This is a genomic window from Blautia segnis, assembly GCF_014287535.1.
Classification (GTDB): Bacteria; Bacillota; Clostridia; order Lachnospirales; family Lachnospiraceae; genus Blautia_A; species Blautia_A acetigignens.
Genome location: NZ_JACOOT010000015.1, coordinates 1 through 19,752 on the forward strand (window position 1 = coordinate 1; position 19,752 = coordinate 19,752).

Annotated in this window: 20 protein-coding genes and 5 pseudogenes; 3 read left to right on the top strand and 22 right to left on the bottom strand. The window is 39.9% G+C overall.

What is annotated here, in order from left to right:
* Window positions 1-108 (top strand): annotated as a pseudogene (locus H8S54_RS19540) (DNA replication protein); the annotation flags it as partial.
* A 185-nt stretch (window positions 109-293) separates the two neighbouring features.
* Window positions 294-752, top strand: coding sequence for an Lrp/AsnC family transcriptional regulator (locus tag H8S54_RS06950; RefSeq protein ID WP_186901171.1), 459 nt, complete (start codon window positions 294-296; stop codon window positions 750-752).
* A gap of 141 nt (window positions 753-893) precedes the next feature.
* Here H8S54_RS06950 and H8S54_RS06955 read toward each other — a convergent pair whose 3' ends face one another.
* From H8S54_RS06955 to H8S54_RS07005, 12 genes and pseudogenes are all read right to left on the bottom strand, one after another.
* Window positions 894-2,069, bottom strand: a complete 1,176-nt coding sequence (locus H8S54_RS06955; protein ID WP_173766339.1) for an NAD(P)-dependent malic enzyme — start codon at window positions 2,067-2,069, stop codon at window positions 894-896.
* 98 nt (window positions 2,070-2,167) lie between these two features.
* Window positions 2,168-3,298: an Ldh family oxidoreductase gene (locus H8S54_RS06960; RefSeq protein ID WP_186901172.1), complete on the bottom strand. Its 1,131-nt coding sequence runs from the start codon at window positions 3,296-3,298 to the stop codon at window positions 2,168-2,170.
* Window positions 3,299-3,432: 134 nt separating this feature from the next.
* Window positions 3,433-4,140, bottom strand: coding sequence for a FadR/GntR family transcriptional regulator (locus tag H8S54_RS06965; protein WP_173766343.1), 708 nt, complete (start codon window positions 4,138-4,140; stop codon window positions 3,433-3,435).
* Between the two features lie 148 nt (window positions 4,141-4,288).
* Window positions 4,289-4,387, bottom strand: a pseudogene (locus tag H8S54_RS18895) (ATP-binding protein); the annotation flags it as partial.
* Between the two features lie 358 nt (window positions 4,388-4,745).
* Entirely contained in the window at window positions 4,746-5,102 is a 357-nt protein-coding gene (locus H8S54_RS06970) for a VOC family protein (RefSeq protein ID WP_186901173.1), read from the bottom strand.
* Window positions 5,099-5,785 carry an MBL fold metallo-hydrolase gene (locus tag H8S54_RS06975; RefSeq protein WP_186901189.1) on the bottom strand — a complete coding sequence of 229 codons (687 nt, stop codon included), beginning with the start codon at window positions 5,783-5,785 and terminating at the stop codon, window positions 5,099-5,101. The genes H8S54_RS06970 and H8S54_RS06975 overlap by 4 nt, the downstream gene beginning before the upstream one ends.
* Before the next feature lie 78 nt (window positions 5,786-5,863).
* Window positions 5,864-6,082 carry an aspartate dehydrogenase gene (locus tag H8S54_RS06980; protein WP_117853974.1) on the bottom strand — a complete coding sequence of 73 codons (219 nt, stop codon included), beginning with the start codon at window positions 6,080-6,082 and terminating at the stop codon, window positions 5,864-5,866.
* Window positions 6,083-6,127: 45 nt separating this feature from the next.
* Window positions 6,128-6,598 carry an LURP-one-related/scramblase family protein gene (locus H8S54_RS06985; RefSeq protein ID WP_015514812.1) on the bottom strand — a complete coding sequence of 157 codons (471 nt, stop codon included), beginning with the start codon at window positions 6,596-6,598 and terminating at the stop codon, window positions 6,128-6,130.
* Between the two features lie 39 nt (window positions 6,599-6,637).
* Window positions 6,638-7,273: a GNAT family N-acetyltransferase gene (locus tag H8S54_RS06990; protein WP_330600129.1), complete on the bottom strand. Its 636-nt coding sequence runs from the start codon at window positions 7,271-7,273 to the stop codon at window positions 6,638-6,640.
* Between the two features lie 167 nt (window positions 7,274-7,440).
* A pseudogene (locus tag H8S54_RS06995) lies at window positions 7,441-8,106 on the bottom strand (IS91 family transposase); the annotation flags it as partial.
* A gap of 185 nt (window positions 8,107-8,291) precedes the next feature.
* Window positions 8,292-9,545 carry an ATP-binding protein gene (locus tag H8S54_RS07000; RefSeq protein WP_117853977.1) on the bottom strand — a complete coding sequence of 418 codons (1,254 nt, stop codon included), beginning with the start codon at window positions 9,543-9,545 and terminating at the stop codon, window positions 8,292-8,294.
* 295 nt (window positions 9,546-9,840) lie between these two features.
* The gene (locus H8S54_RS07005) at window positions 9,841-10,713 is read right to left on the bottom strand and encodes a CPBP family intramembrane glutamic endopeptidase (RefSeq protein ID WP_117853979.1); all 873 of its coding nucleotides are present in this window, start codon (window positions 10,711-10,713) and stop codon (window positions 9,841-9,843) included.
* 311 nt (window positions 10,714-11,024) lie between these two features.
* Between H8S54_RS07005 and H8S54_RS07010 the strand changes: the two genes are divergently transcribed.
* The gene (locus tag H8S54_RS07010) at window positions 11,025-11,873 is read left to right on the top strand and encodes a tyrosine-type recombinase/integrase (protein WP_186901174.1); all 849 of its coding nucleotides are present in this window, start codon (window positions 11,025-11,027) and stop codon (window positions 11,871-11,873) included.
* Window positions 11,874-11,949: 76 nt separating this feature from the next.
* Here the strand turns inward: H8S54_RS07010 and H8S54_RS07015 are convergent, their stop codons facing one another.
* The 10 genes and pseudogenes from H8S54_RS07015 to H8S54_RS07060 all read right to left on the bottom strand — a co-directional run bounded on the left by H8S54_RS07015 (window position 11,950) and on the right by H8S54_RS07060 (window position 19,681).
* Complete coding sequence (locus H8S54_RS07015) at window positions 11,950-12,348, bottom strand: tyrosine-type recombinase/integrase (RefSeq protein WP_243000487.1); 399 nt, start codon at window positions 12,346-12,348, stop codon at window positions 11,950-11,952.
* 92 nt (window positions 12,349-12,440) lie between these two features.
* A pseudogene (locus tag H8S54_RS18560) lies at window positions 12,441-13,346 on the bottom strand (helix-turn-helix domain-containing protein); the annotation flags it as partial.
* A gap of 120 nt (window positions 13,347-13,466) precedes the next feature.
* Window positions 13,467-13,643: a helix-turn-helix domain-containing protein gene (locus H8S54_RS07025; RefSeq protein WP_003864535.1), complete on the bottom strand. Its 177-nt coding sequence runs from the start codon at window positions 13,641-13,643 to the stop codon at window positions 13,467-13,469.
* Window positions 13,644-13,929: 286 nt separating this feature from the next.
* Window positions 13,930-14,340 carry a LysE family transporter gene (locus H8S54_RS07030; RefSeq protein WP_278286633.1) on the bottom strand — a complete coding sequence of 137 codons (411 nt, stop codon included), beginning with the start codon at window positions 14,338-14,340 and terminating at the stop codon, window positions 13,930-13,932.
* Between the two features lie 111 nt (window positions 14,341-14,451).
* A pseudogene (locus tag H8S54_RS07035) lies at window positions 14,452-14,643 on the bottom strand (LysR family transcriptional regulator); the annotation flags it as partial.
* 13 nt (window positions 14,644-14,656) lie between these two features.
* Window positions 14,657-15,988: an MATE family efflux transporter gene (locus H8S54_RS07040; RefSeq protein WP_186901175.1), complete on the bottom strand. Its 1,332-nt coding sequence runs from the start codon at window positions 15,986-15,988 to the stop codon at window positions 14,657-14,659.
* 22 nt (window positions 15,989-16,010) lie between these two features.
* Window positions 16,011-17,351, bottom strand: coding sequence for an MATE family efflux transporter (locus H8S54_RS07045; protein WP_117854928.1), 1,341 nt, complete (start codon window positions 17,349-17,351; stop codon window positions 16,011-16,013).
* Window positions 17,352-17,628: 277 nt separating this feature from the next.
* The gene (locus tag H8S54_RS07050) at window positions 17,629-17,952 is read right to left on the bottom strand and encodes a hypothetical protein (protein WP_004613237.1); all 324 of its coding nucleotides are present in this window, start codon (window positions 17,950-17,952) and stop codon (window positions 17,629-17,631) included.
* Between the two features lie 77 nt (window positions 17,953-18,029).
* Window positions 18,030-18,764, bottom strand: a complete 735-nt coding sequence (locus H8S54_RS07055) for a MerR family transcriptional regulator (protein WP_004612415.1) — start codon at window positions 18,762-18,764, stop codon at window positions 18,030-18,032.
* Window positions 18,765-18,916: 152 nt separating this feature from the next.
* On the bottom strand, window positions 18,917-19,681 hold the full coding sequence (locus H8S54_RS07060; protein WP_023924069.1) for a class I SAM-dependent methyltransferase: 765 nt from the start codon (window positions 19,679-19,681) through the stop codon (window positions 18,917-18,919).
* Window positions 19,682-19,752: the final 71 nt, after the last annotated feature.

Consider the following 19,752-nt stretch of genomic DNA (forward strand, 5'->3'; position numbering starts at 1 on the left):
ATGTTTGCTGATAATACCTACGCTGATGCGTGCCTTACACGAATCACAGATAAACATCATACATATCGTCTGGAAATGAACGGTATAAATATGCGTGAAACAGAATGATATCATCTAGCGGTACTTCGTACCGTTAAAAATGGAATAGCCGTTCCGCAGTAGCGGAACTGGCATTCCGTTTGAACGTAATTTGCAAGTCAAGTCAAGCTTCTGTTTACTTTTAGTAATATGAATGATATGATATTTAAGAAAAAATGATATCCAGCGAATATTATTTTACAGGAGGAATACTTATGTACCTGGACGGTTTAGATAAACTGGATCAGAAGATTATCCAGTTACTGATAGAAAATGCACGCATCTCTTACTCTGATATTGGTGAAGAAATCGGGATTTCCAGAGTCGCAGTAAAAGCCCGGATTCAGGCTTTGGAGAAAAAAGGCGTAATTGAAGAATATACAACGATAATAAATCCACAAAAAATCAGCGGTGCTGTGTCATGCTATTTTGAGATTGAAACAAAACCTGAGCATCTGCCACAGGTAACAAATCTATTATACCAAAATGATATAGTTACACAAATTTACCGTGTCACTGGAAGGGACAGGCTTCATGTACATGCCGTTGCTTCATCTAGTGATGAAATGGAGCTCTTTCTGCACAATGTCATTGATCCTCTGCCTGGTATTGTCAGCTGCAGCTGCAATACAATCTTATCACGTATTAAAGATATTAAAGGGTTACGCCTATAGAATATGTAAAAAAAGACACTCCCCGGCATACTGCGGACGTTTCCTTGAAGTAAAATCTATTGCAGTCACACGTCCTTGCTGTCCTTATTATAAGTCATGCCGGGGAGAATTGCCTATCTTAATTATTAAATTGTATGTCTTTTAAATACGGGCTACACCGGTTCTCTTTGCTGCCTCAGCAACCGCTTTGGCTACTGCCGGTCCTACTCTCTTATCAAATGCCTTCGGAATGATATATTCCGGAGAAAGTTCCTCATCTGTGATCAGATTAGCAAGTGCTTCAGACGCTGCCAGCTTCATCTCATCATTGATCTCTTTTGCTCTCACATCAAATGCACCACGGAAGATTCCAGGGAAAGCAAGTACATTGTTAATCTGGTTCGGGAAATCACTTCTTCCTGTAGAAACAACTTTTGCTCCGCCTGCCTTTGCGTCATCCGGGAAGATCTCCGGAGTCGGGTTTGCACATGCAAAAACAACTGCATCTTTATTCATGGTCTTAACCATCTCTGTTGTAACGGCACCTGGTGCGGAAACACCGATAAATACATCTGCGCCGACCAGCATATCTGCAAGAGAACCGGATTTTTTAGCCAGGTTGGTAACTTTAGCCATTTCATCTTTGATCGGATTCATACCTTCCGGGCGTCCCTCATAGATTGCACCCTTTCTGTCGCAGAGAGTGATATCTTTGAATCCTGCCGTCAGAAGGAGACGTGCGATAGAGATTGCCGCAGCTCCTGCTCCGTTCATAACGATACGAACATCTTCTTTTTTCTTTCCTACAACCTTCAGTGCATTGGTCAGACCAGCAAGAGTGATGATAGCTGTACCGTGTTGATCGTCGTGGAAGATCGGGATATCACATTTTTCTTTTAATTTCTTCTCAATCTCAAAGCATCTCGGTGCTGAAATATCTTCCAGATTTACTCCGCCAAAAGAACCTGAGATCAGATAAATTGTATTAACGATCTCATCCACATCATTGCTCTTGATGCAAAGAGGGAATGCATCTACATCGCCAAACGCCTTGAAAAGTACACATTTTCCTTCCATTACCGGCATTCCGGCCTCTGGTCCAATGTTTCCAAGTCCAAGAACAGCTGAGCCGTCAGTTACTACCAGACACATGTTCCATCTTCTGGTAAGATCATAAGATTTATCCACATCCTTCTGGATTTCGAGACAAGGCTGTGCAACACCTGGTGTATAGGCAAGAGACAGATCATCCTTATTTTCTACAGGTACTCTTGTTACAACTTCAATCTTACCTTTCCATTCTCCATGCAATCTTAAAGATTCTTTTGCATAATCCATTTCTATTGTCCTCCCTGATATCTTAAATTTTGTGAAAACGTATCATTCGACTCTTCTATTGTTGCTGTTCACTCCGTTCACAGTAATCTTCTAATCTATTAATAATTACCGGTAAAGAATTTGCTTTCTTTTGGAAGCTCATATCCGTCAAAATATTTATCAAAGTCAAGTTTGAGATATCCACACAGATTAGCAAGTTCGACCATCGTATTATCGTTTACAGGTAATCCATGCTCTCTTCTTTCTTTTTCTGCAAAAACTTCTTTTTCACCATGTGTATAAATACGGTCTTTGCCTTCTGCCTTCGGGCTTTCTCTCAAAGCTTCCAGGTATTCTGAAAAATGTCTGCGGATTGCCTGAGGATCACCAAATAAAGCCGGATCGATTGCCATAAATCCATGGCAGATTCCTGTTTTATCCGGGAATGTGCAGCAATGATCCGAAGTGACACCCATGGAAAGAATGGAACTGAACAGTTCACACAGCATACCATATCCATATCCCTTGTGGCTTCCTGTAACTTCTTCATTTCCACCAAGAGGCATGATTCCGCCACCCTTCTTTGCAACAATATTGGCAAGGACATCCGGTGCATCTGTGCTTGCATGACCATCTTTATCCAGCGCCCATCCATCAGGAAGCGGTTTCTCCATTTTGTTGTACATTTCGAGTTTTCCTCTTGTAACTACCGTGGTAGAACAGTCAAAGAAAAACGGATACGGGTCTGCCGGCATAGCTACTGCAATTGGGTTTGAGCCAAGCATGGCTTTTTTGCCAAACGTAGGAACCATAATAGCCTCTGAATTGGTGCAGGCCATTCCCAAAAGTCCCTCATCGCACGCCATCTTTGCATAATATCCGGCAATACCGAAATGATTGGACTCACGGACAGTTACAATTCCAACTCCGGTTTTTTTGGCTTTTTCGATGGCTTTTTTCATTGCATAAACGGAAATAAGCTGTCCCATTCCATTATGGCCGTCAATCACTGCAGATATCGGTGTTTCAAATACAACTTCAGGCTTCGCCTGCGGATGGATCGTTCCCTTTTCGATTCCCTTATGATAACGCACCATTCTCTGCATACCATGACTTTCTATTCCATAAAGGTCAGCCGTAAGAAGCACATCCTTGATCTGATTGCTTTCTTCCTCTGTAAAACCAAACGCCTTGAATACGTCTCCGCAAAAATGATTCAGTGTCTCATATGACCATTTCACATATCCCATTGTTTCGTCCCTCTTTCCGGCATTGCCAGTTTTGTTTATTGGCATTACCAATTTGTATTTTGATTATACCACTGGTATTACCAAAACGCAATAGAGGTCATATCAATTTATCCTGTAAAAATGCCCAAAATTTCTCAGGATTTTTTTTGCATTTCTTCCATATAGCGTTCAATCGTATCCATATGTTCGGACATACATCGTTCCGCCTGTTCTGCATCTCCGTTGATGATCGCCTCAACAAGCCGATGATGCTGGTCATCAACCTCTTTGGCAGAATTATTCTTTTTCATAATGTAGTCTCTCGTCCCGGAAACAATATTCTCAGTCAGCTGATCCGCTGCCGCAAGGACACTGTAAACCATCGGGTTATCTGCGATCTTTGCAATCTTCTGGTGAAGTTCGCGATCCAGTTCGCCCCGTATCTTTTCATCTTCTGCTACGTCCAGCCGTGCAAGAATCACCCTTAATTCTGCTGCATCCAGCGGTGTGCACTTTCTCGCTGCAAGAATTGCTGCTTCTCTTTCCAGTGCCGCACGGAACTGCTGATTCTGGCGCAGATATCCATGATTTAATTTAAAAAGTATGGATAAGGGTTCGATCAGCCAGGTATCCAGATCCTCCGTAATATAATTCCCGCCTCCCGGCACCGGCTTTACTATTCCCAACAGTTCCAGTGCTCTCAGAGCTTCTCTGACTGCCGGTCTGGACACTCCCATGGTCTCCGCCATTGTCCGCTCTGCCGGAAGGGCAGCTCCCGCTTTGAGATTGCCATTCTGAATGTTCTCTATGATCTGATTTAAAATCCCGTTAAAAGCCCGTTCATCCCCAATTTCTTTAAACATACTCCATGCCTCCACATCCCATTTCCGTCCGTATATTCTTACAGACGGTATTATTTTTACTGTCTTTCCCATACAATTTATTTTGGGTACAACTGCACAGTATGGCAGTTATTTCTTATTCATATACATTATCAAAATACAAAGGTGCTTATTCTTGCAACAACCAATCAGCTATGTCGTGAATCTTGATTCCTTCATAGCTATATTTTGGATGTTTGGTTCGAGCAATAATCATTTTCGGATAAGCACCTCAGATCTGAAGCAGACTGACCTTATTAGTAGAAATCAATGAAGATAATATTGATGTATTGTTTTCATATAGTCACCCACTTTCAAAAATTGAAAGTTCTTCATTTCTTGAAACTGCTCCAATGTATTTATTATATTGTCTGTTAATAACATATGCAAGATGCCTCTATAAAATAATAATACCGGTACTGGATATCAAGATCCCGCACTGGTTTATTGATTGCTCTCTGGTCTCCATTGCAATACTTCATAATCACTTCTTATTCCTGAGACAATGTTTCCAAATATATTTTTCTTATGTGAACGATTTTAAAATTATCAATATACATCAGTTTTTTTCGATTTCTCAACCAGCTTTACGGCAGAATCTCAAGCCAGTAGCCATCTGGATCTACGATGAAATAAATTCCCATTGCTTCATTTTCGAAGCAAATGCATCCCATCTCTTTGTGCTTTTTGTGTGCTGCCTCGTAATCCTCTGCCTGGAATGCCAGGTGGAATTCGCATTCACCCAGATTATATGGCTGTGGATGATCTTTAAGCCAGGTAAGTTCCAACTCAAAATCACTTACATCGTTGCTCAGATACACAATGATAAAATCATCTGTAGTCTTTCTTCTCACTTCGTGCAGCTCAAGAGCCTCGTTGTAAAATTTAATAGATCGCTCCAGATCTGACACATTGTAGTTTTCGTGAATCATCTTAAACTTCATAATTCTTCTTCTTTTGTACATTCTGTGTTTTTAATTCGTGACTTATATTGTGGGCATTCAGTAATAAACCGCTTAATTACACTGGCATCATTCCAGTAATGCATTGGAAAAATGACATTGCAATCTACATTTTTAAGGAAATACAGGATTCCGTCAGCATAGTGATCTCCCTGCCTCGGATCTAAGGGGACAAATGCAGCGTCAAAATGCATACCCTTGATTTTGCTGATCTCCGCACGATATGCTGAAGTAAGTCTCTGATTGTCAGCTTTCGGCTCACCATCCCAATACCAGTCGTTTAAGTCACCGGCATGATAAATGGTGCCTTCCTTTGTTTTAACAATAAATGCTACACCACTATCGTTAGATAGCAATGTATCGACTTGAGTGCCATTATCCAGATTATAAGTCTGATCATGATAAACATATGTGATCTTCATATCTGACAAATGTTTTCTTTTGCGTATATCTTTCGCCAAAATTGCCTGATATGTCATGCCCATATCATCAAGGATCTCAAAAATCACAGGATTAAAATGATCCTTATGAAAATGACTGCAAAAAACAATTACTTCTTTTTTCTTGTCAAGAAGTGGTAATTCACCCTTATAATAGTCAAAAATATAGTAGCAATCTTTAGTTTCAATTAAAAATCCACTGTGTTTAATGTAAGTAATTTTCATCACCTTTATAAAATAACTCCTTTTTCCCTATAAGCTTACAGACGAATACCTGGCGTTCATCCACAACCCAGAAGATGTCTAATATTCTTTTGAGATTTCCTCTGTTATCTCATATATCTCTTTGAATTTTTCTAAGTCTTCCGACGATCTGATCAGCATGATCTCTTCGATTTTTCCGGTCCGTATATCTTTAAATCCTGCTACTTCTTCTCCGGTGCAAATGCTTGCACGAATAACTGGTTTCATCTGTTCTCTGTCATATGTTTTTTTCACGATTTTCTTTTTGAATAATCCCATGCTACCTCCCCATCTCCGAATATCTTCGGTAACAAGATCAACTATTTAATTTCTGGAACATTTTTCTGCATCGATTGCCAGTACAAACATCAGCGCATCCAACGCATTTCCTGGATCCTGCACATCAATAACATATGTATCCGTCATATGAAACAGTTCTTTACTAACCCGTGCAATTGAATAACCGCTTCGATCAAGAATGCTATAGTCCCATTCCATAATGGTTCCATCAATATGCCATCCATTGTAATCAATATTATAATGTGGCGTCAGGAATGAGAATTCTTTGCTCAGGCATCCGATATAACTGCCGTTTTTATAAATTTCGAATTTAGGAAGAAAAGTAAGTACTTTCTGAACAACCATTCCCACTTCATTTCCATAGGCATCATAAATTACAAGTTTATGTCCCCAGGACAACTGACCTTTTACTACATAAACAGTGTTGCCTGCTTCATCATAGATATCATAGCTGTCAAACCATGAAAACAGCCTTTGTTTAAATAATAACTTCATAACTTTTCACCACTCTCTCCAACAGATATAATTGGTTCTTTACACTTCTTCGATATTGGCTACGTGGATTTTTCCATCAGGTTGTGTATGGCTTTTCCATTGCTCTTTTGTTATGACATTTGTATGGCCAACTCTTATCTCATTAAGCAATGGTACTGGAACCTCATCGCAAGTATGATGATAAATAAATCCAAGTTTCTCCTGTACTCTTTTGGACTTTTTATTTCCGTCATAATAGCCACACCATATTGTAGTCATTTCAAGCGTTTCAAATCCTCGTTTCATAAGCGCATATGCCGCTTCTGGCATATACCCTCTGCCCCAGAATGGTTCTCCCAACCAGTAACCAAGTTCACATTCATCATCTCTATCTGTCATATCTGTATGTCCGTTTAGTTTTAGTTCAACAGCTCCTATTGCAACATTATTCTCTTTTTCACAGATTGCATAGCATTCTGCTCCGGTGAAAACATTGTCAATAACATATTTACTTGATTCGATATCCTTGTGAGGAGGCCATCCGGCAATTGGCCCTACTTTTGGATTTTTTGCATAAGTAAACAAACTTTCTGCATCATCTTGCGTCCACTTTCTTAAAATCAATCTTTCAGTTTCTAGTATCATTTTAAAATATATCCCTTCAGTATTCAATTTCGATTTTACCTTGGTGAACAAAGTCGCGTCCCTTTAGCCGATAGCTATGGGGATTCAATTATTGCTCTTTTCCTTAAGTTTATCATACTGGGTGTTTTGGTAAAAGTTTTTTTATTCAAGAAATCAATTTCAGGCATGACAAACAAACCTCCTATGCGGAAGTCATTTATTCTATGCAATTGTAGATTTTAACATCTCACATGTGCATGAAAAGAAGAACTGTATTTATCTTTGCGGGGTGATACCATATTCCCTCCGCAAGAAGAACATTTGCATACATCGATGTGATACAAAACCTTTATCATTTCTACTGCATTTAGATTTTTTAATGTAGAAATGTATTTCTTGCATCCAAGCAGGTTTCTGCAGAGAGTTATCTTTTTTCTCTTGTTTCTACATGATAGCAGACCATAGTGCCGGATTCTGACAAATCGTTTGGGTGGAACATGCATCATGAATCGACGGATGAATTCTTCTCCTGAAATTGTTTTCTCTTTCCAGTGGCCTTCGTTTTTATAGTCTTTTACTGCATATGTAACTGTCGTATCCGTCATGGATTTGATTCGATGATTACTGATTGCTATCCTGTGGGTATATTTTCCAAGATAATTGATAACCGGCTGTGCACCATTGAAAGTTTCTTTGCAGTAAGAGACCCAGTTCTTTTCATAACACTTATCAAGAAGTTCTTTAAAACGATAGCTGTTCTGATATTTCTCTGCTGTACCATGAAATTTAAGCTTAGAATCATTCCACAGGCTTTTTAACTCATCCAGATATTTTCCGCGGAACACTTTCGAGATAACACCATATGGGAGAAAAAAATTTCCACCTGTATCTTTCCATTTATTCTCGTATGTTCTCACTATCGGAATCGTACTCTGTCTGTTCTACATAATCTGCGGAACAGTCTCGTTTGTACGGATAAAAAAATAAACTGAGCCACGGCTGTTCCAACATGAAATCAGCCGTGGCCTTATTTATATCATTTCACTCTTTTTTGAAATAGAACAACACCACAGCAACAACTCAAATCGACTTAAAATTCCAGGCTATTCGCATTCAGCAAGAAATGCTTCATTCCCATGATGACAAAACCTTCATCATTTCTCCAAGGCTTTTTGCTGCCATTTACAATGACGATCTTCTTGAAAGAGTCCGGGATATTACGCAGAGAATTGAACTCCTGCGTCTGTTTTTCTTCCGAAGTCATGTCATATGCAACCTGGATATAGTATCTCTGGTTTCCTTGATTCACCACAAAGTCAACCTCCAACTGCTTGCGAACACGTTTGCCCTCTTTATCCTTATCGAAGATATCCACGACACCCACATCAACATTGTAGCCACGGATCAGCAGCTCATTATAAACAATGTTCTCCATGATATGAGTAGGCTCCTGCTGTCTGAAATTCAGACGTGCATTTCTCAGTCCCAGATCAGTAAAGTAGTATTTCAGATTTGCACCGATATACTTTCTGCCCTTAATATCGTATCGGCTTGCCTTGGAAATCAAAAAGGCATCTGTCAAATGGTCGATATGCTTGGAGATGGTTTTATTAGCATAAGTCATCTGGCGCTCACTGGCAAAGGTATTGGCAATCTTTGAAGGGTTGGTCGGTGCGCCGATTGCAGATGCAAGCACATCAACCAGAATCCCAATCTCATCCACGTTCTGAATCTTATTTCTTTCAATAACATCCTTCAGATAGACATTTGCAAAGATGTTCTTCAGATAGTCCGCTTTCTGTCGTTCGCTCTGGAAACTTACGATCTGCGGCAATCCTCCGTAGATCATGTAGTCATCCCAGGCATCATCATAATCGCCGTCATAGACAGAATAAAACTCTGCAAAGGAGAGAGGGTAGATTCTAATCTCATCACCTCTGCCACGGAATTCGGTCACAATGTCGCTGGACAGGAACTTGGAATTACTTCCGGTGACATACACATCAATATTGCTCATGCGGAGCAGGCTGTTCAGCACTTCCTCAAATCGTGGCATGAACTGCACTTCATCCAAAAGGAGATAATACTTCCCGTCGTCTTTCATGGCATCCTTGATGTACTTGAAGCATACCTTGGGATCTCTTAATTCCCCGTTCTCAATACCATCCAATGCAATTTCAATAATATGATCAACATCAACGCCGTTCTCCAGTAAGTATCTCTTAAAGATGGTAAACAGCAAAAAGGATTTGCCACATCTACGAATGCCGGTAATCACCTTTATCATTCCATTATCTTTTCGCTCGATCAGCTGCTGTAGGTAAGCGTCTCTTTTAATCTCCATCGTTACACTCCCCATTTCCGTGCATCTACACACTTTTTAGTAATGAGATTCTATCACAGAACGACCTGAATTTCAATATGTATTCCCATTTTATGTACATCTACACACTTTTATGTAATGTTGATAAATATATTTTCAGATTTTTTTGATTGCAGTGTCTATAATCGATTACTCCAATCGTTATTATAGGTAGACAACAAAAAGAAGATGGTTCCGATGTTTCATTAAATATGTTCGTTAGTCTTTTACGCAAAGGATTCTATCTCCTCTGCGCCTAATGCTTTTCGGATTCAGTTCAACAAACTGGATTTTGTTTTTTGATACTTATTACACTTTTGCTTTTTTTCTTAATCATACATATTGCTGCTAAAGTAACTATAACATAACCTAATAGTGCAATAATTGATGATTCAATTCCAAATTCTCCACCAGTGAAAACAAAGTCTTTTGAATCAAGTACATATGTCATAACCGAATATTCATCTGCCTTTTCGCTTATTGATAAACCGCCGCCAATAATTAAAATATTCCAAAGTGAATGGACAATTCCGCTGTTCCAAACAGAACCACTTTCAATAGCAACCATTGAGAACATTATTCCCACCATTGTTCCTGCAATAAGAACCAACAGGCTACTTATAATGGAAAAATCCATTCCTATAATATGTACTAATCCAAATAAAACTGATGGAATTAATACAGCTACTTTAATATTCCATTTCTCTTTTAACAGATTTAGAATAACTCCTCGAAAAACCATTTCTTCAACAAAACCAGCGGCTATGCCTGTAAAAGCAATACCAGCACTCAGTGTTGAAAAAATCTGATTACTATTCATTCCAGAAGAAACGTACTTTCCAGAAAAGAAAAAAAGATAAACCGCTTTTACTGTCACAGGTAATAATACACCTACAATAATCCATTTAGCTTTAATTGAAAATTTTGGCATTCCCAAATTTTCTATTTTTATTTTAAGTAGTCTTTTTGAAAATAATTCACTTAAAACAAATGCTAATCCAACATATATAATTCCTGCTATAATATTGCATATACCTTCTGGAATTTTAACCAAAACAAACAAACTTGCCACTAACTGAGCTAATATTTGAGCTACTATCAATACAATGATGGCCCCCAAAGCCCCTCCTATCGTCTTTCTTGTACTCATAAAAAGCTCTCCTTTACCTTCATTATTGCAAAAATTTACTACCAACTTAACAAATCCCGATTGAACAAAATCGCTGCGCGATGGCCTGCCAAGGCTGTGGCGCAGTTTTATTTTTATTAAAAAGCAGTGGAATTACTTTTCATAATCCGTTATTGTTAAGTTACCACACGAAACAACTGAACTAAGAAAGCTCCACTGCCTATGATAAGAATAACATTTTCTAGTCTCTTCCGCAATCGGAATTATGACGCTAATGCACCTCCGAATAGGTAGATGTAATTATTAACACTACTTATTCTGGAGGTTTTATTATGTATAAAGATATTTTTGAATCCATCCGCAATGAAACGGAAAAACGTAACCTGCGTGAAAGAACTATTCAACTGTATTGCTCTGATGTCAGTTACTTCCTTCGTTGGATTGGAAAAAATGTTTCTGATCTTACACTTGAAGATGCGGAAAGTTTTCTTACTGCCAAACGTCTGGAAGGAAGGTCTCCTGAAACTCACAATCACTATCGGTCTGCAATCAAGTTCTTATATAAAAAGGTGCTGAAGATTCTCTGGGATGATGACACTGTTCCGGCTATGAAAAGAGAGCGCAATCTTCCTGCTGTTCTGTCCCGCGATGAAATAAATGCAATCATTGACGCCACTCCGAATCTGAAACATAAAGCGATTATTGCAACTATGTATTCTTCCGGATTACGTGTATCGGAGGTCGTTCATCTCCATTATGATGACATTTCCCGTACCAACATGACAATTCATGTTCGTGAAACCAAAGGCAGAATTGACAGGTATACGATTCTGTCTCAAAAAAATTTAGACCTTCTCACTGAGTATTGGTACAAATGTGGTCGCCCTAAAGATATCCTTTTTCCAAGTTCCTGGACCGGTGGATATCTTGATATAACCGGTGTTAACCAGTTCTTTAAGAAAAGTGCTAAACTCGCCGGCATTACCCGTCATGTTTCCTCTCATGCATGTCATCATAGTTTTGCCAGCCACTTATTCGAAAGTGGCACAGATATAAAATATATCCAGTCACTTCTGGGACATGTTGATCCTCGCTCTACAGATGTTTACCTTCATGTGAGCAACAAGACACTTCTTGGGATCCGCAGCCCGTTCGACAACCCGGAAGGTGGTGAATCATGAGTAAGGATTGTACGATTCAGGATGTTTTTCATCGTTTTTATTCATCTTTTGAATCCACACATGATATTTCTCCCGCTCAGAGAAAAGCCGCTTGGGATTTATGTTTTGGTACAGTCGCATGAGTACAGGGATTCTTCTCCATCAGTTCCCATTTCACTGCCTGTTCAAAACAGTTCCTGAGCAGCTTATTAACATCCCTGACCGTACTGGACGATACAAATTCATTTCGACTGGTTTTATTTAATGGATTGATAACAGCACGCCTCTTCAAAAGACTCTGATAATATCTTTCGATGAAACGGGTATTGATCTCTGAGAGTTTCGTATCACCAATGATCGGAAGAATATAGTTATTGATAAGAGAGACATTTCCTTCATATGTAGAAAGCGCCCAGTTTTCTTTGCCATAAAGTGCAACATATTCTGTAATAAGCTCGTCCAGTGTTTTGCATTTACGGACGACAAATGATCCCATCTCTTTTTTATATTCAATTTCTTTTTTTCTTCTCTTTGCTCCATCCAGTCCTCAAATTCATCCCGACGGATCCTAACTCGATTGCCAACTTTTATTACTGTGAACTTTCCTTTATCCGCCCACTTGTTGATCATGCTTCTGCTGACCTTTGCCAGATAGGAAGCTTCATCAAAAGTAAGATACTTTATATTTCCATTGCTTCCTCGTATTCCGGTCTGTGATAATTTCTTCCGCCGGAAATTAGCCAGGGTAATATTTTGTTCCTGTGCAAGTTCTTCATAATCATTCGATGGATCCAGCTTATACCGATCCTGACCTTCCAGAAATTTTTGAAAACTCTCTTTTGTGATCCTTTTCTTTTCTGCAATCACAATGAATTCAAAAAAATGACTATACTTTGGATTATCAAGAATTGTATATACTGCGCTTCTGGTTGTTCCAAGCAGCTGTGCCATCTCAGGCATCGTAATTGTTGCATCTTCCAGAAGAGCGTCTTTTTCTCTGTCTTCCTTTGTTCGATACCGGGACTGGCTTTTGTACCAGTTCTGAAAAGATTCTTTTGGTATTCGTTTCCAGTAATCGACAATAACAGCTTCCATTTGATTTTTCTTGAGTAAATCATAAACAAGATACTCATCAACACCCAACAGATCCGCAACTTCCTTAACGGAATAGGACCAGGATTTCAATTCTTTCCCTGGTTCTTCTCCGGTAACTTTATGGTATTTAATCTGATTGGCGTACCATTTTTCAAAGCTGGCAATATTGATTCGTATCTTTCCGGCAATCTCTTTAGATTCAAAAACATTTTTATGCACCAGCCAGTATCGATCTGTCTTTTTTAATCCCAGCAGCTTTCCCATTTCCGGCACGGTCATCCAGGTTCTCTTTTGTGTCGGGCGCCGTTTGTAAGGACTGTCTTCTGATATCTTTGAAATGATCTCTTCAACATCGTCCATTTCCGGAACTTCTTTTTGTTTCATAATTGCTGTTGCCATTTATTCTTCACTTCCTGTCTTTTTTAGTGTTAGTGTTTTTTCTTATATCATATCTCAAATCCAGATAAAAATTTAGGATGTCGATTGCAGACAAAATCTGCCTGATCAACACCCTGTTTTTTACTGTTCCAAGTTATCGAGCCAGTCATCGAAACTCTTCTTAGAGATGCGATACTTTCCGCCATCCAACTGGATCCACCGGAATTCCTTTTTCTTTAAAAGGTTATAAATAGTAGGTCTGCTGACTCCTAAGATTTCCTGTAACTCTTGAACTGTATAACATCTTTTCTCTGACATTTCTTTATCCTCTTTTCTTTGAAATATGAAAGAAAAATTATCCCTTCATATAACGAAACGCTCAGAGCATGTTTTACAGTGGTCAAAAGCAAATTTTTTTACTTTTTTCTTACGAGTTTTCTTTAATGCAACTCGTAACATTAGATTTTTACATTTTTCATGAAATTAAGTAAAGAAAAAGAGCATATGGAATTGAATCCATACACTCTATGATTACTGGAACTTTATTTCATTTTTAATTCAACAAACTTGAATTTGTTAATTAGAATTGCTCTCAAAGCAACAATTATCTTAACATTCCCCAAATACACTCCAGTAATGTTAGTGCAAGGATAATGTTAATAACACGGAAATGCCGTAGATAAAACTTCTGAATCAGTGCGCCCAAGCCAGTCCAAGTACAGGTTGCGATCGTTCCGATTGTTGCAATAACCAGCTCAAAAAACAGCAAAGCCGGAAAAGAGGACATATATCCTACAACATAACCCGTTAGTGCGGTAACTCCGAACATATAGATCTTCACATTGACAAATTGCAGCATGAAGCCTTTCAGAAACGATGCCGATTGCTCTGCGTTTTCTGTTGACGGCTTACTGAAAGCAATATGAATCGCAAGCCACAGGATATAGGCTGCTCCGATGTACTTCAGCACTTCCATTACATTTAGAAGCAAAGAATTAACCCCATATACAAAAATTGCGCAGTACCGCCATAGGCATAATCATCAACCACCTTTCTGCTGTTATTATATCAGCAAACAGCGGTACATACATAACACCTATTTTATATGATTATCCATAGCATACGACTATGGATTGGCTGGAGCATATTTCCATAATTCTTCCAGATAGCTTTTTCCAAGTTCATTTAATTCCTGATTTTCATTCAGCACATATCCAATATGCATTGTTTCATTTTCTGCAAGCGGAACGGAGATGATATTTTCTCCATTCAAATATTTCGGGAAAATGCCACTTGAAATAGTATAGGCATTCATTCCTTTCGGGCCGCCGTCACGGGCCTGTGATTGCCTTGCGGTAAATGACAAGGGAAATGATCGCAGTAATCGCTTCCGTGATCCAAAACGCATTCCAGACGCCAACCGCTCCGAAAAACCTGCTGAGTAAAAACGCAGCCGGGATGATGACCACTACATACCGGCAAAGGGAAATCAGTAAGGAGGGAGTTCCTTTCCCAAGTCCCTCCAATGCGCCGGAAGATGTAACAGAAACCGCCGAGACGATAAACCCAGCCCCGATGATGCGTAAGGCGGTTTCCCCGGCCTGAATCGTCGCTTCTGTGTGGGTAAACAGCCCCATCAACTGTCCGGGGATCAGCAGACATATTACTGTCCCAAACACCATAATGATACCACTCATGCACAAAACGATCTTAAAGATCTGGCTGACCCGTTGGTGTTCCCCCGCGCCGTAGTTATAGCCGATCAGGGGGCGCATCCCCTGCACAATGCCATTCGCTGGAAGATAGACAAATGTCTGCAATTTGTAATAGATTCCCAAAACCAGAATATACACTTCGGAATATGCCGCCAAAATCGCATTGAGCGCCGAAATCAAAAGAGACGGAAGCGCGAGATTCAGGGTTGCGGGAATGCCAATGGAGTACAGCTTTATTACCATCTTTTTGCTGGGGAGAATGTACTGCCTGCGGATATGCACGCGAATTGGCCGCGCAAGATAGACTACAAGGTAAATCGTCAGCGTCAGAGCCTGTCCGATGCCGGTCGCCAGCGCAGCGCCTTCGATTCCCATTTCCGGGAATGGTCCATAGCCAAAAATCAGAACGGGATCTAAGACAATGTTTGTGATGCACCCGCACATCAGGCTTATCATGGTCGTTTTCATGTTTCCTACTGCCTGGAACAATTTCTCAAACGTCATGCTGACGGTAACAATGAGTGTAAAGGCGAACGCAACGACAGAATAGCGGACGCCAAGTTCAATGACCGCTTCGGATGAAGTGAACATCCGCAGGAAAACCGGCATGATCGTAATACAGCAGACTGTCATAACAACGCCATGAATCACGGCAAGCACAAGTCCCTGCGTGGCTGCCTGATCCGCTTTTCTGTGATCCCCCGCGCCCAGATACAAGGCGATCACTGCATTGATCCCAACGCCAAATCCAATTCCGGCAGCATTGATAAAATTTTGAACCGGGTAAACCAATGATAATGCCGTCATAGCCTCCTCGCTAATCTGCGCGACAAAAAAGCTGTCCACAATGTTGTAGAGGGAGTTGACCAGCATGGATAACACCATCGGCAGGGACATGGATAAAATCAGCGGCAATATCGGTTTCTTTTTCATGAAAGTGTCGTTCATAATTCCTCCTTCGCAAAACACGTTATGAGATATTTTTGCGTCGATGCCATGCCATCATCACAAGTGCAACGAGCAAAGTGGCGGTTTCCGCAACCGGAAATGCAAGCCAGATTCCGTTCAGCTGGAACAATTTGTCCAGACACCACAGGGCAGGCACAAGGAAAAGCATTTGCCTGCATAATTGGATTGCCATGCTGGACCCTACTTTTTCTGTGGTCTGAAAATAGGTGGAAATCATCGTAGAAAGGCCGCAAAACAGATAGCTTGCCGCCATGATCCGCATGGCGGAGATTCCAAAGGAGCGCATGGCTTCCGACGCCATAAACAATCCCAGAATCTGCGCCGGAAAGAGGAGGACAGCCAACGTCCCCAGTATCATCATGCCGGTGACCAAAACAGTTCCATATCGGAAAGCTGAATGCAGCCGTTCGCTGTTGCCTGCGCCGTAGTTAAACCGCATGACAGGCAAACAGCCTTGAATCAAGCCGTTTACCGTCATAACAATCAGCTGCTGCACCTTAAAATATGCGCCGAAGAAAGCGATCGCCGTATCGGAATACGCCACCAAAAACAGATTGACAAAGGTCACCACAAACGAACTGAGGGCGTTCATGATAAAAGATGGCAGGCCAAAGGCAAAAATACGGTAGATCATCTGCTTTTTCAAATGAAAGCCTTTGATTTTTACCTGCACTTTCTGCTTTTTGCCCAGCAGTAAAGCAAATGCCAAAATCATGGACAGCAGATAGCCTGCAACGGTAGCTACCGCAGCGCCGCGGATTCCCATAGCCGGGAAAATACCAATCCCAAAAATCAGAATGGGGTCGAACACGAAGTTAACGACCACGCCCGCAATCTGGAACCACATGGGAGCGACCATGTTCCCGGTGGCCTGTATCATCTTCTGGATGGCGATATGCACCATATTGGGAATTTGCATGAAGGAGCACACACTCATATAGGCGATGCTCAGCTGATAAATTTCTTCATTATTGGTGAATGCCCGAAAATAGGGTTTCATAATCAGTAATGACATAAGGTTGAGCAAAGCACCTATTCCAAAAGCCAGTAACAATCCATGTGTGACAGTTGCATTTGCCTCATCCTGCTTTTTCTGTCCAAGATACCCTGCTATCAGCACATTCACGCCGACACCGATCCAGATAGACGCTGCATTCATCAATGTTGTAATCGGGAATGACAGAGAAACAGCGGTCAATGCATTCTCACTCAACCGCGCCACAAACGCGCTGTCTATCAGGTTATAGGAATATTGCAGGAACATGGAAATCAGCGGCGGTATCGACATTTGCCAGATGAGCTTTCCAACAGGAGCGACCGCCATTTTATTATTGGTCTGCATACTTTCCCTCCTCTCCACAAAGTGTCCGGCAGCTTCCATCCTCCGTTCTGCCAGATTTTCCAGTATGCAGACAACAAAAAAGCCACACGGCTATCACAAGATAGCTGTGTGGCAAAAAGATGACCGAATCCGGAAAAGTCCACTCAAATTTTACGCTCAGTATTATAGCATTCTTTCAGGAGACTTTCAAGCATTAATCATTACGGAATTGTGGTGGCATATTTATTGTTTTATATGTTATTTCTCTATTAGTTCTGCAAACTTGAATTTGACTTGCCTATTTTCTTAAAATCTCATGTGGAGCTTCTATTTCATTTGCCAAGGTATGCTCTGTTAATTCTGACATCAATTTCAATTTTTTATTAATCAATGGTCGCATACAATTAGGAACATGTTCTTGATGTGCTCTGTGGATTGCTACACATTCCTTACAGTTTCCGTGATAACGACAGGCTTTCAGGCAAGGACAGTGATCTTTGTCTTTATACTCCTTACGAAATTCCGCTGCAAATTCTTCTTGCAGTCTCAGCCCCTCGACACGGTTTCCCTTATGAAATTCTACCATTGCATCCAGTTCTTTCTGGTTCCCTTCAATCTTCATGTTATTATAGCGCCTCCATTTCAACTATTCCTCATTTTCTGATAAATTCCGATTTTCTCAATTCTCCAAACTTGAATTTACCTTCTGCTCATATAAAATATATCAATAGCTTTACTTGCAAACTCTGCTGTGCCAACTCCTCCAACATCATCAATATTTTCCGTAAGTTCTCCTCCACCGGCATACATTCTTCCAAGACCGCATAAAATCTTATCAGAACATGTATAAAAATGATCTGTAATGTAATCCTGAAGTTTCCTTACCTGCAACTGCACCTGTTCATCTTCTGGGTCCATTTCTTTCATTTGTCCGAATTCAACAAATAATTGCATAAACTCATTTGCAACAGTAGCTTCATCGTCTTTCGTCCAGTTCTTTGTTTTCTCTTCAAACTCCTTATACTCAGAGGTTTGTCCCCATTGTTCTTTTGCTCGTTTAGAATACTCATCAATCTTTGTTGTATCAAATACTTTAAAATCCATATATTTCACTCCTATTCCTTTTATTCCTCGAGCGAAACTAATAAGATTTTCAAGATGCTCTTTTTTCATAGTTAGCAATTCAATCTGCTGCTCTAATGCTTTGTTCCTGTCAAAGTTAGGGGCATCAATTATCTTTTTAATCTCCTTAAGCGGAAATTCCAATTCCTTAAACAGTAAAATTTGTTGCAGCCTTTCCAAGGATGTATCGTCATACAACCTATAACCTGACTCTGTATATTCAATAGGTTTTAAGAGACCAATGGTATCATAATACTGCAGAGTGCGTATACTCACTCCTGTTAATTTACTTACCTCATTCACTGTCATCATTGTCATTTCCTCCTCTCGATAAACATATCGTAAACTATTACGTTGCGTAGGAGTCAATAGTTTTTCAAAGAAATTTTCAAAATTAACAGCTTGATAAATTTAAATTTTCCTGTTATACAAACTGAAAGTTTCTTTTTCTTGATAAATGGGGATTAGTTTTCCTTTTTTCCAATCAGCAATAACCACCTATGGTCAAAGCATATTTGTCCCTCCTTGATATAGGGATTAAAACCTGTTTTATCTCCACCATTCAAATCGTATTCCATTTTATCAATAATATCTTTTTGAATATCCTCTGGTGTACTTGTCAAATCCATCCAACTTTGTAGATTTACAGGAACAAGTGTTGTTTCTTCAAGCTGAAGCTCAAAAGCATCCTCAAACAATGCTTCAAATTCTTCTCTGCTAAGTATTCTTGTATGTGAGTTATCACGCATCGTTTCAATAGCGTCATTAGTTTCACGCAATTCTTCTGTAGTCGCTACCATATCCCAAATAACAAGTTTTCCACCTTTTTTCAAAACTCGTTGCATCTCCCGAAAAGGCTTTTCAGGCTCAACAAAATGATGCAATGAAAGTCTTGTAATCACAAGGTCAAATGTTTCATCTTCAAAAGGTAAGCATTCCGCATTCCCCGATACAAATGATATGTTCTGAATACCTTCTTGCTTTGCCAGTTTTTTTCCCTGCTCCAACATTGCTTCTGTCAAATCCAAACAAGTAATGTCCTTAACATAAGGAGCCACTGCTCTTCCACATATACAGGTTCCAGCAGCAACCTCCAATGCATGTTCATTGCCCTTTGCCTGAATACTACGAATCAAATAATCGGTATATTCTGCCTTAGACATATGATATGAAGCAAATTTCTCTGCTTGTGTACCAAATGATTTTTTCACTTCATTATAGTTATTCATAAACTTTTACCTCGCTGTAAACTTCAAAGTTTCTGTTCCTTACAAACTTCGATTTTAATGTCTCTATTATA

What these genes read in the sequence shown, in the direction of transcription:
- H8S54_RS06950 (WP_186901171.1), top strand. Translation starts at nt 294, where the DNA reads ATGTACCTGGACGGTTTAGATAAACTGGATCAGAAGATTATCCAGTTA.
- H8S54_RS06955 (WP_173766339.1), bottom strand. Translation starts at nt 2,069, where the DNA reads ATGGATTATGCAAAAGAATCTTTAAGATTGCATGGAGAATGGAAAGGT.
- H8S54_RS06960 (WP_186901172.1), bottom strand. Translation starts at nt 3,298, where the DNA reads ATGGGATATGTGAAATGGTCATATGAGACACTGAATCATTTTTGCGGA.
- H8S54_RS06965 (WP_173766343.1), bottom strand. Translation starts at nt 4,140, where the DNA reads ATGTTTAAAGAAATTGGGGATGAACGGGCTTTTAACGGGATTTTAAAT.
- H8S54_RS06970 (WP_186901173.1), bottom strand. Translation starts at nt 5,102, where the DNA reads ATGAAGTTTAAGATGATTCACGAAAACTACAATGTGTCAGATCTGGAG.
- H8S54_RS06975 (WP_186901189.1), bottom strand. Translation starts at nt 5,785, where the DNA reads ATGAAAATTACTTACATTAAACACAGTGGATTTTTAATTGAAACTAAA.
- H8S54_RS06980 (WP_117853974.1), bottom strand. Translation starts at nt 6,082, where the DNA reads ATGGGATTATTCAAAAAGAAAATCGTGAAAAAAACATATGACAGAGAA.
- H8S54_RS06985 (WP_015514812.1), bottom strand. Translation starts at nt 6,598, where the DNA reads ATGAAGTTATTATTTAAACAAAGGCTGTTTTCATGGTTTGACAGCTAT.
- H8S54_RS07000 (WP_117853977.1), bottom strand. Translation starts at nt 9,545, where the DNA reads ATGGAGATTAAAAGAGACGCTTACCTACAGCAGCTGATCGAGCGAAAA.
- H8S54_RS07005 (WP_117853979.1), bottom strand. Translation starts at nt 10,713, where the DNA reads ATGAGTACAAGAAAGACGATAGGAGGGGCTTTGGGGGCCATCATTGTA.
- H8S54_RS07010 (WP_186901174.1), top strand. Translation starts at nt 11,025, where the DNA reads ATGTATAAAGATATTTTTGAATCCATCCGCAATGAAACGGAAAAACGT.
- H8S54_RS07015 (WP_243000487.1), bottom strand. Translation starts at nt 12,348, where the DNA reads ATGGGATCATTTGTCGTCCGTAAATGCAAAACACTGGACGAGCTTATT.
- H8S54_RS07025 (WP_003864535.1), bottom strand. Translation starts at nt 13,643, where the DNA reads ATGTCAGAGAAAAGATGTTATACAGTTCAAGAGTTACAGGAAATCTTA.
- H8S54_RS07040 (WP_186901175.1), bottom strand. Translation starts at nt 15,988, where the DNA reads ATGAACGACACTTTCATGAAAAAGAAACCGATATTGCCGCTGATTTTA.
- H8S54_RS07045 (WP_117854928.1), bottom strand. Translation starts at nt 17,351, where the DNA reads ATGCAGACCAATAATAAAATGGCGGTCGCTCCTGTTGGAAAGCTCATC.
- H8S54_RS07050 (WP_004613237.1), bottom strand. Translation starts at nt 17,952, where the DNA reads ATGAAGATTGAAGGGAACCAGAAAGAACTGGATGCAATGGTAGAATTT.
- H8S54_RS07055 (WP_004612415.1), bottom strand. Translation starts at nt 18,764, where the DNA reads ATGATGACAGTGAATGAGGTAAGTAAATTAACAGGAGTGAGTATACGC.
- H8S54_RS07060 (WP_023924069.1), bottom strand. Translation starts at nt 19,681, where the DNA reads ATGAATAACTATAATGAAGTGAAAAAATCATTTGGTACACAAGCAGAG.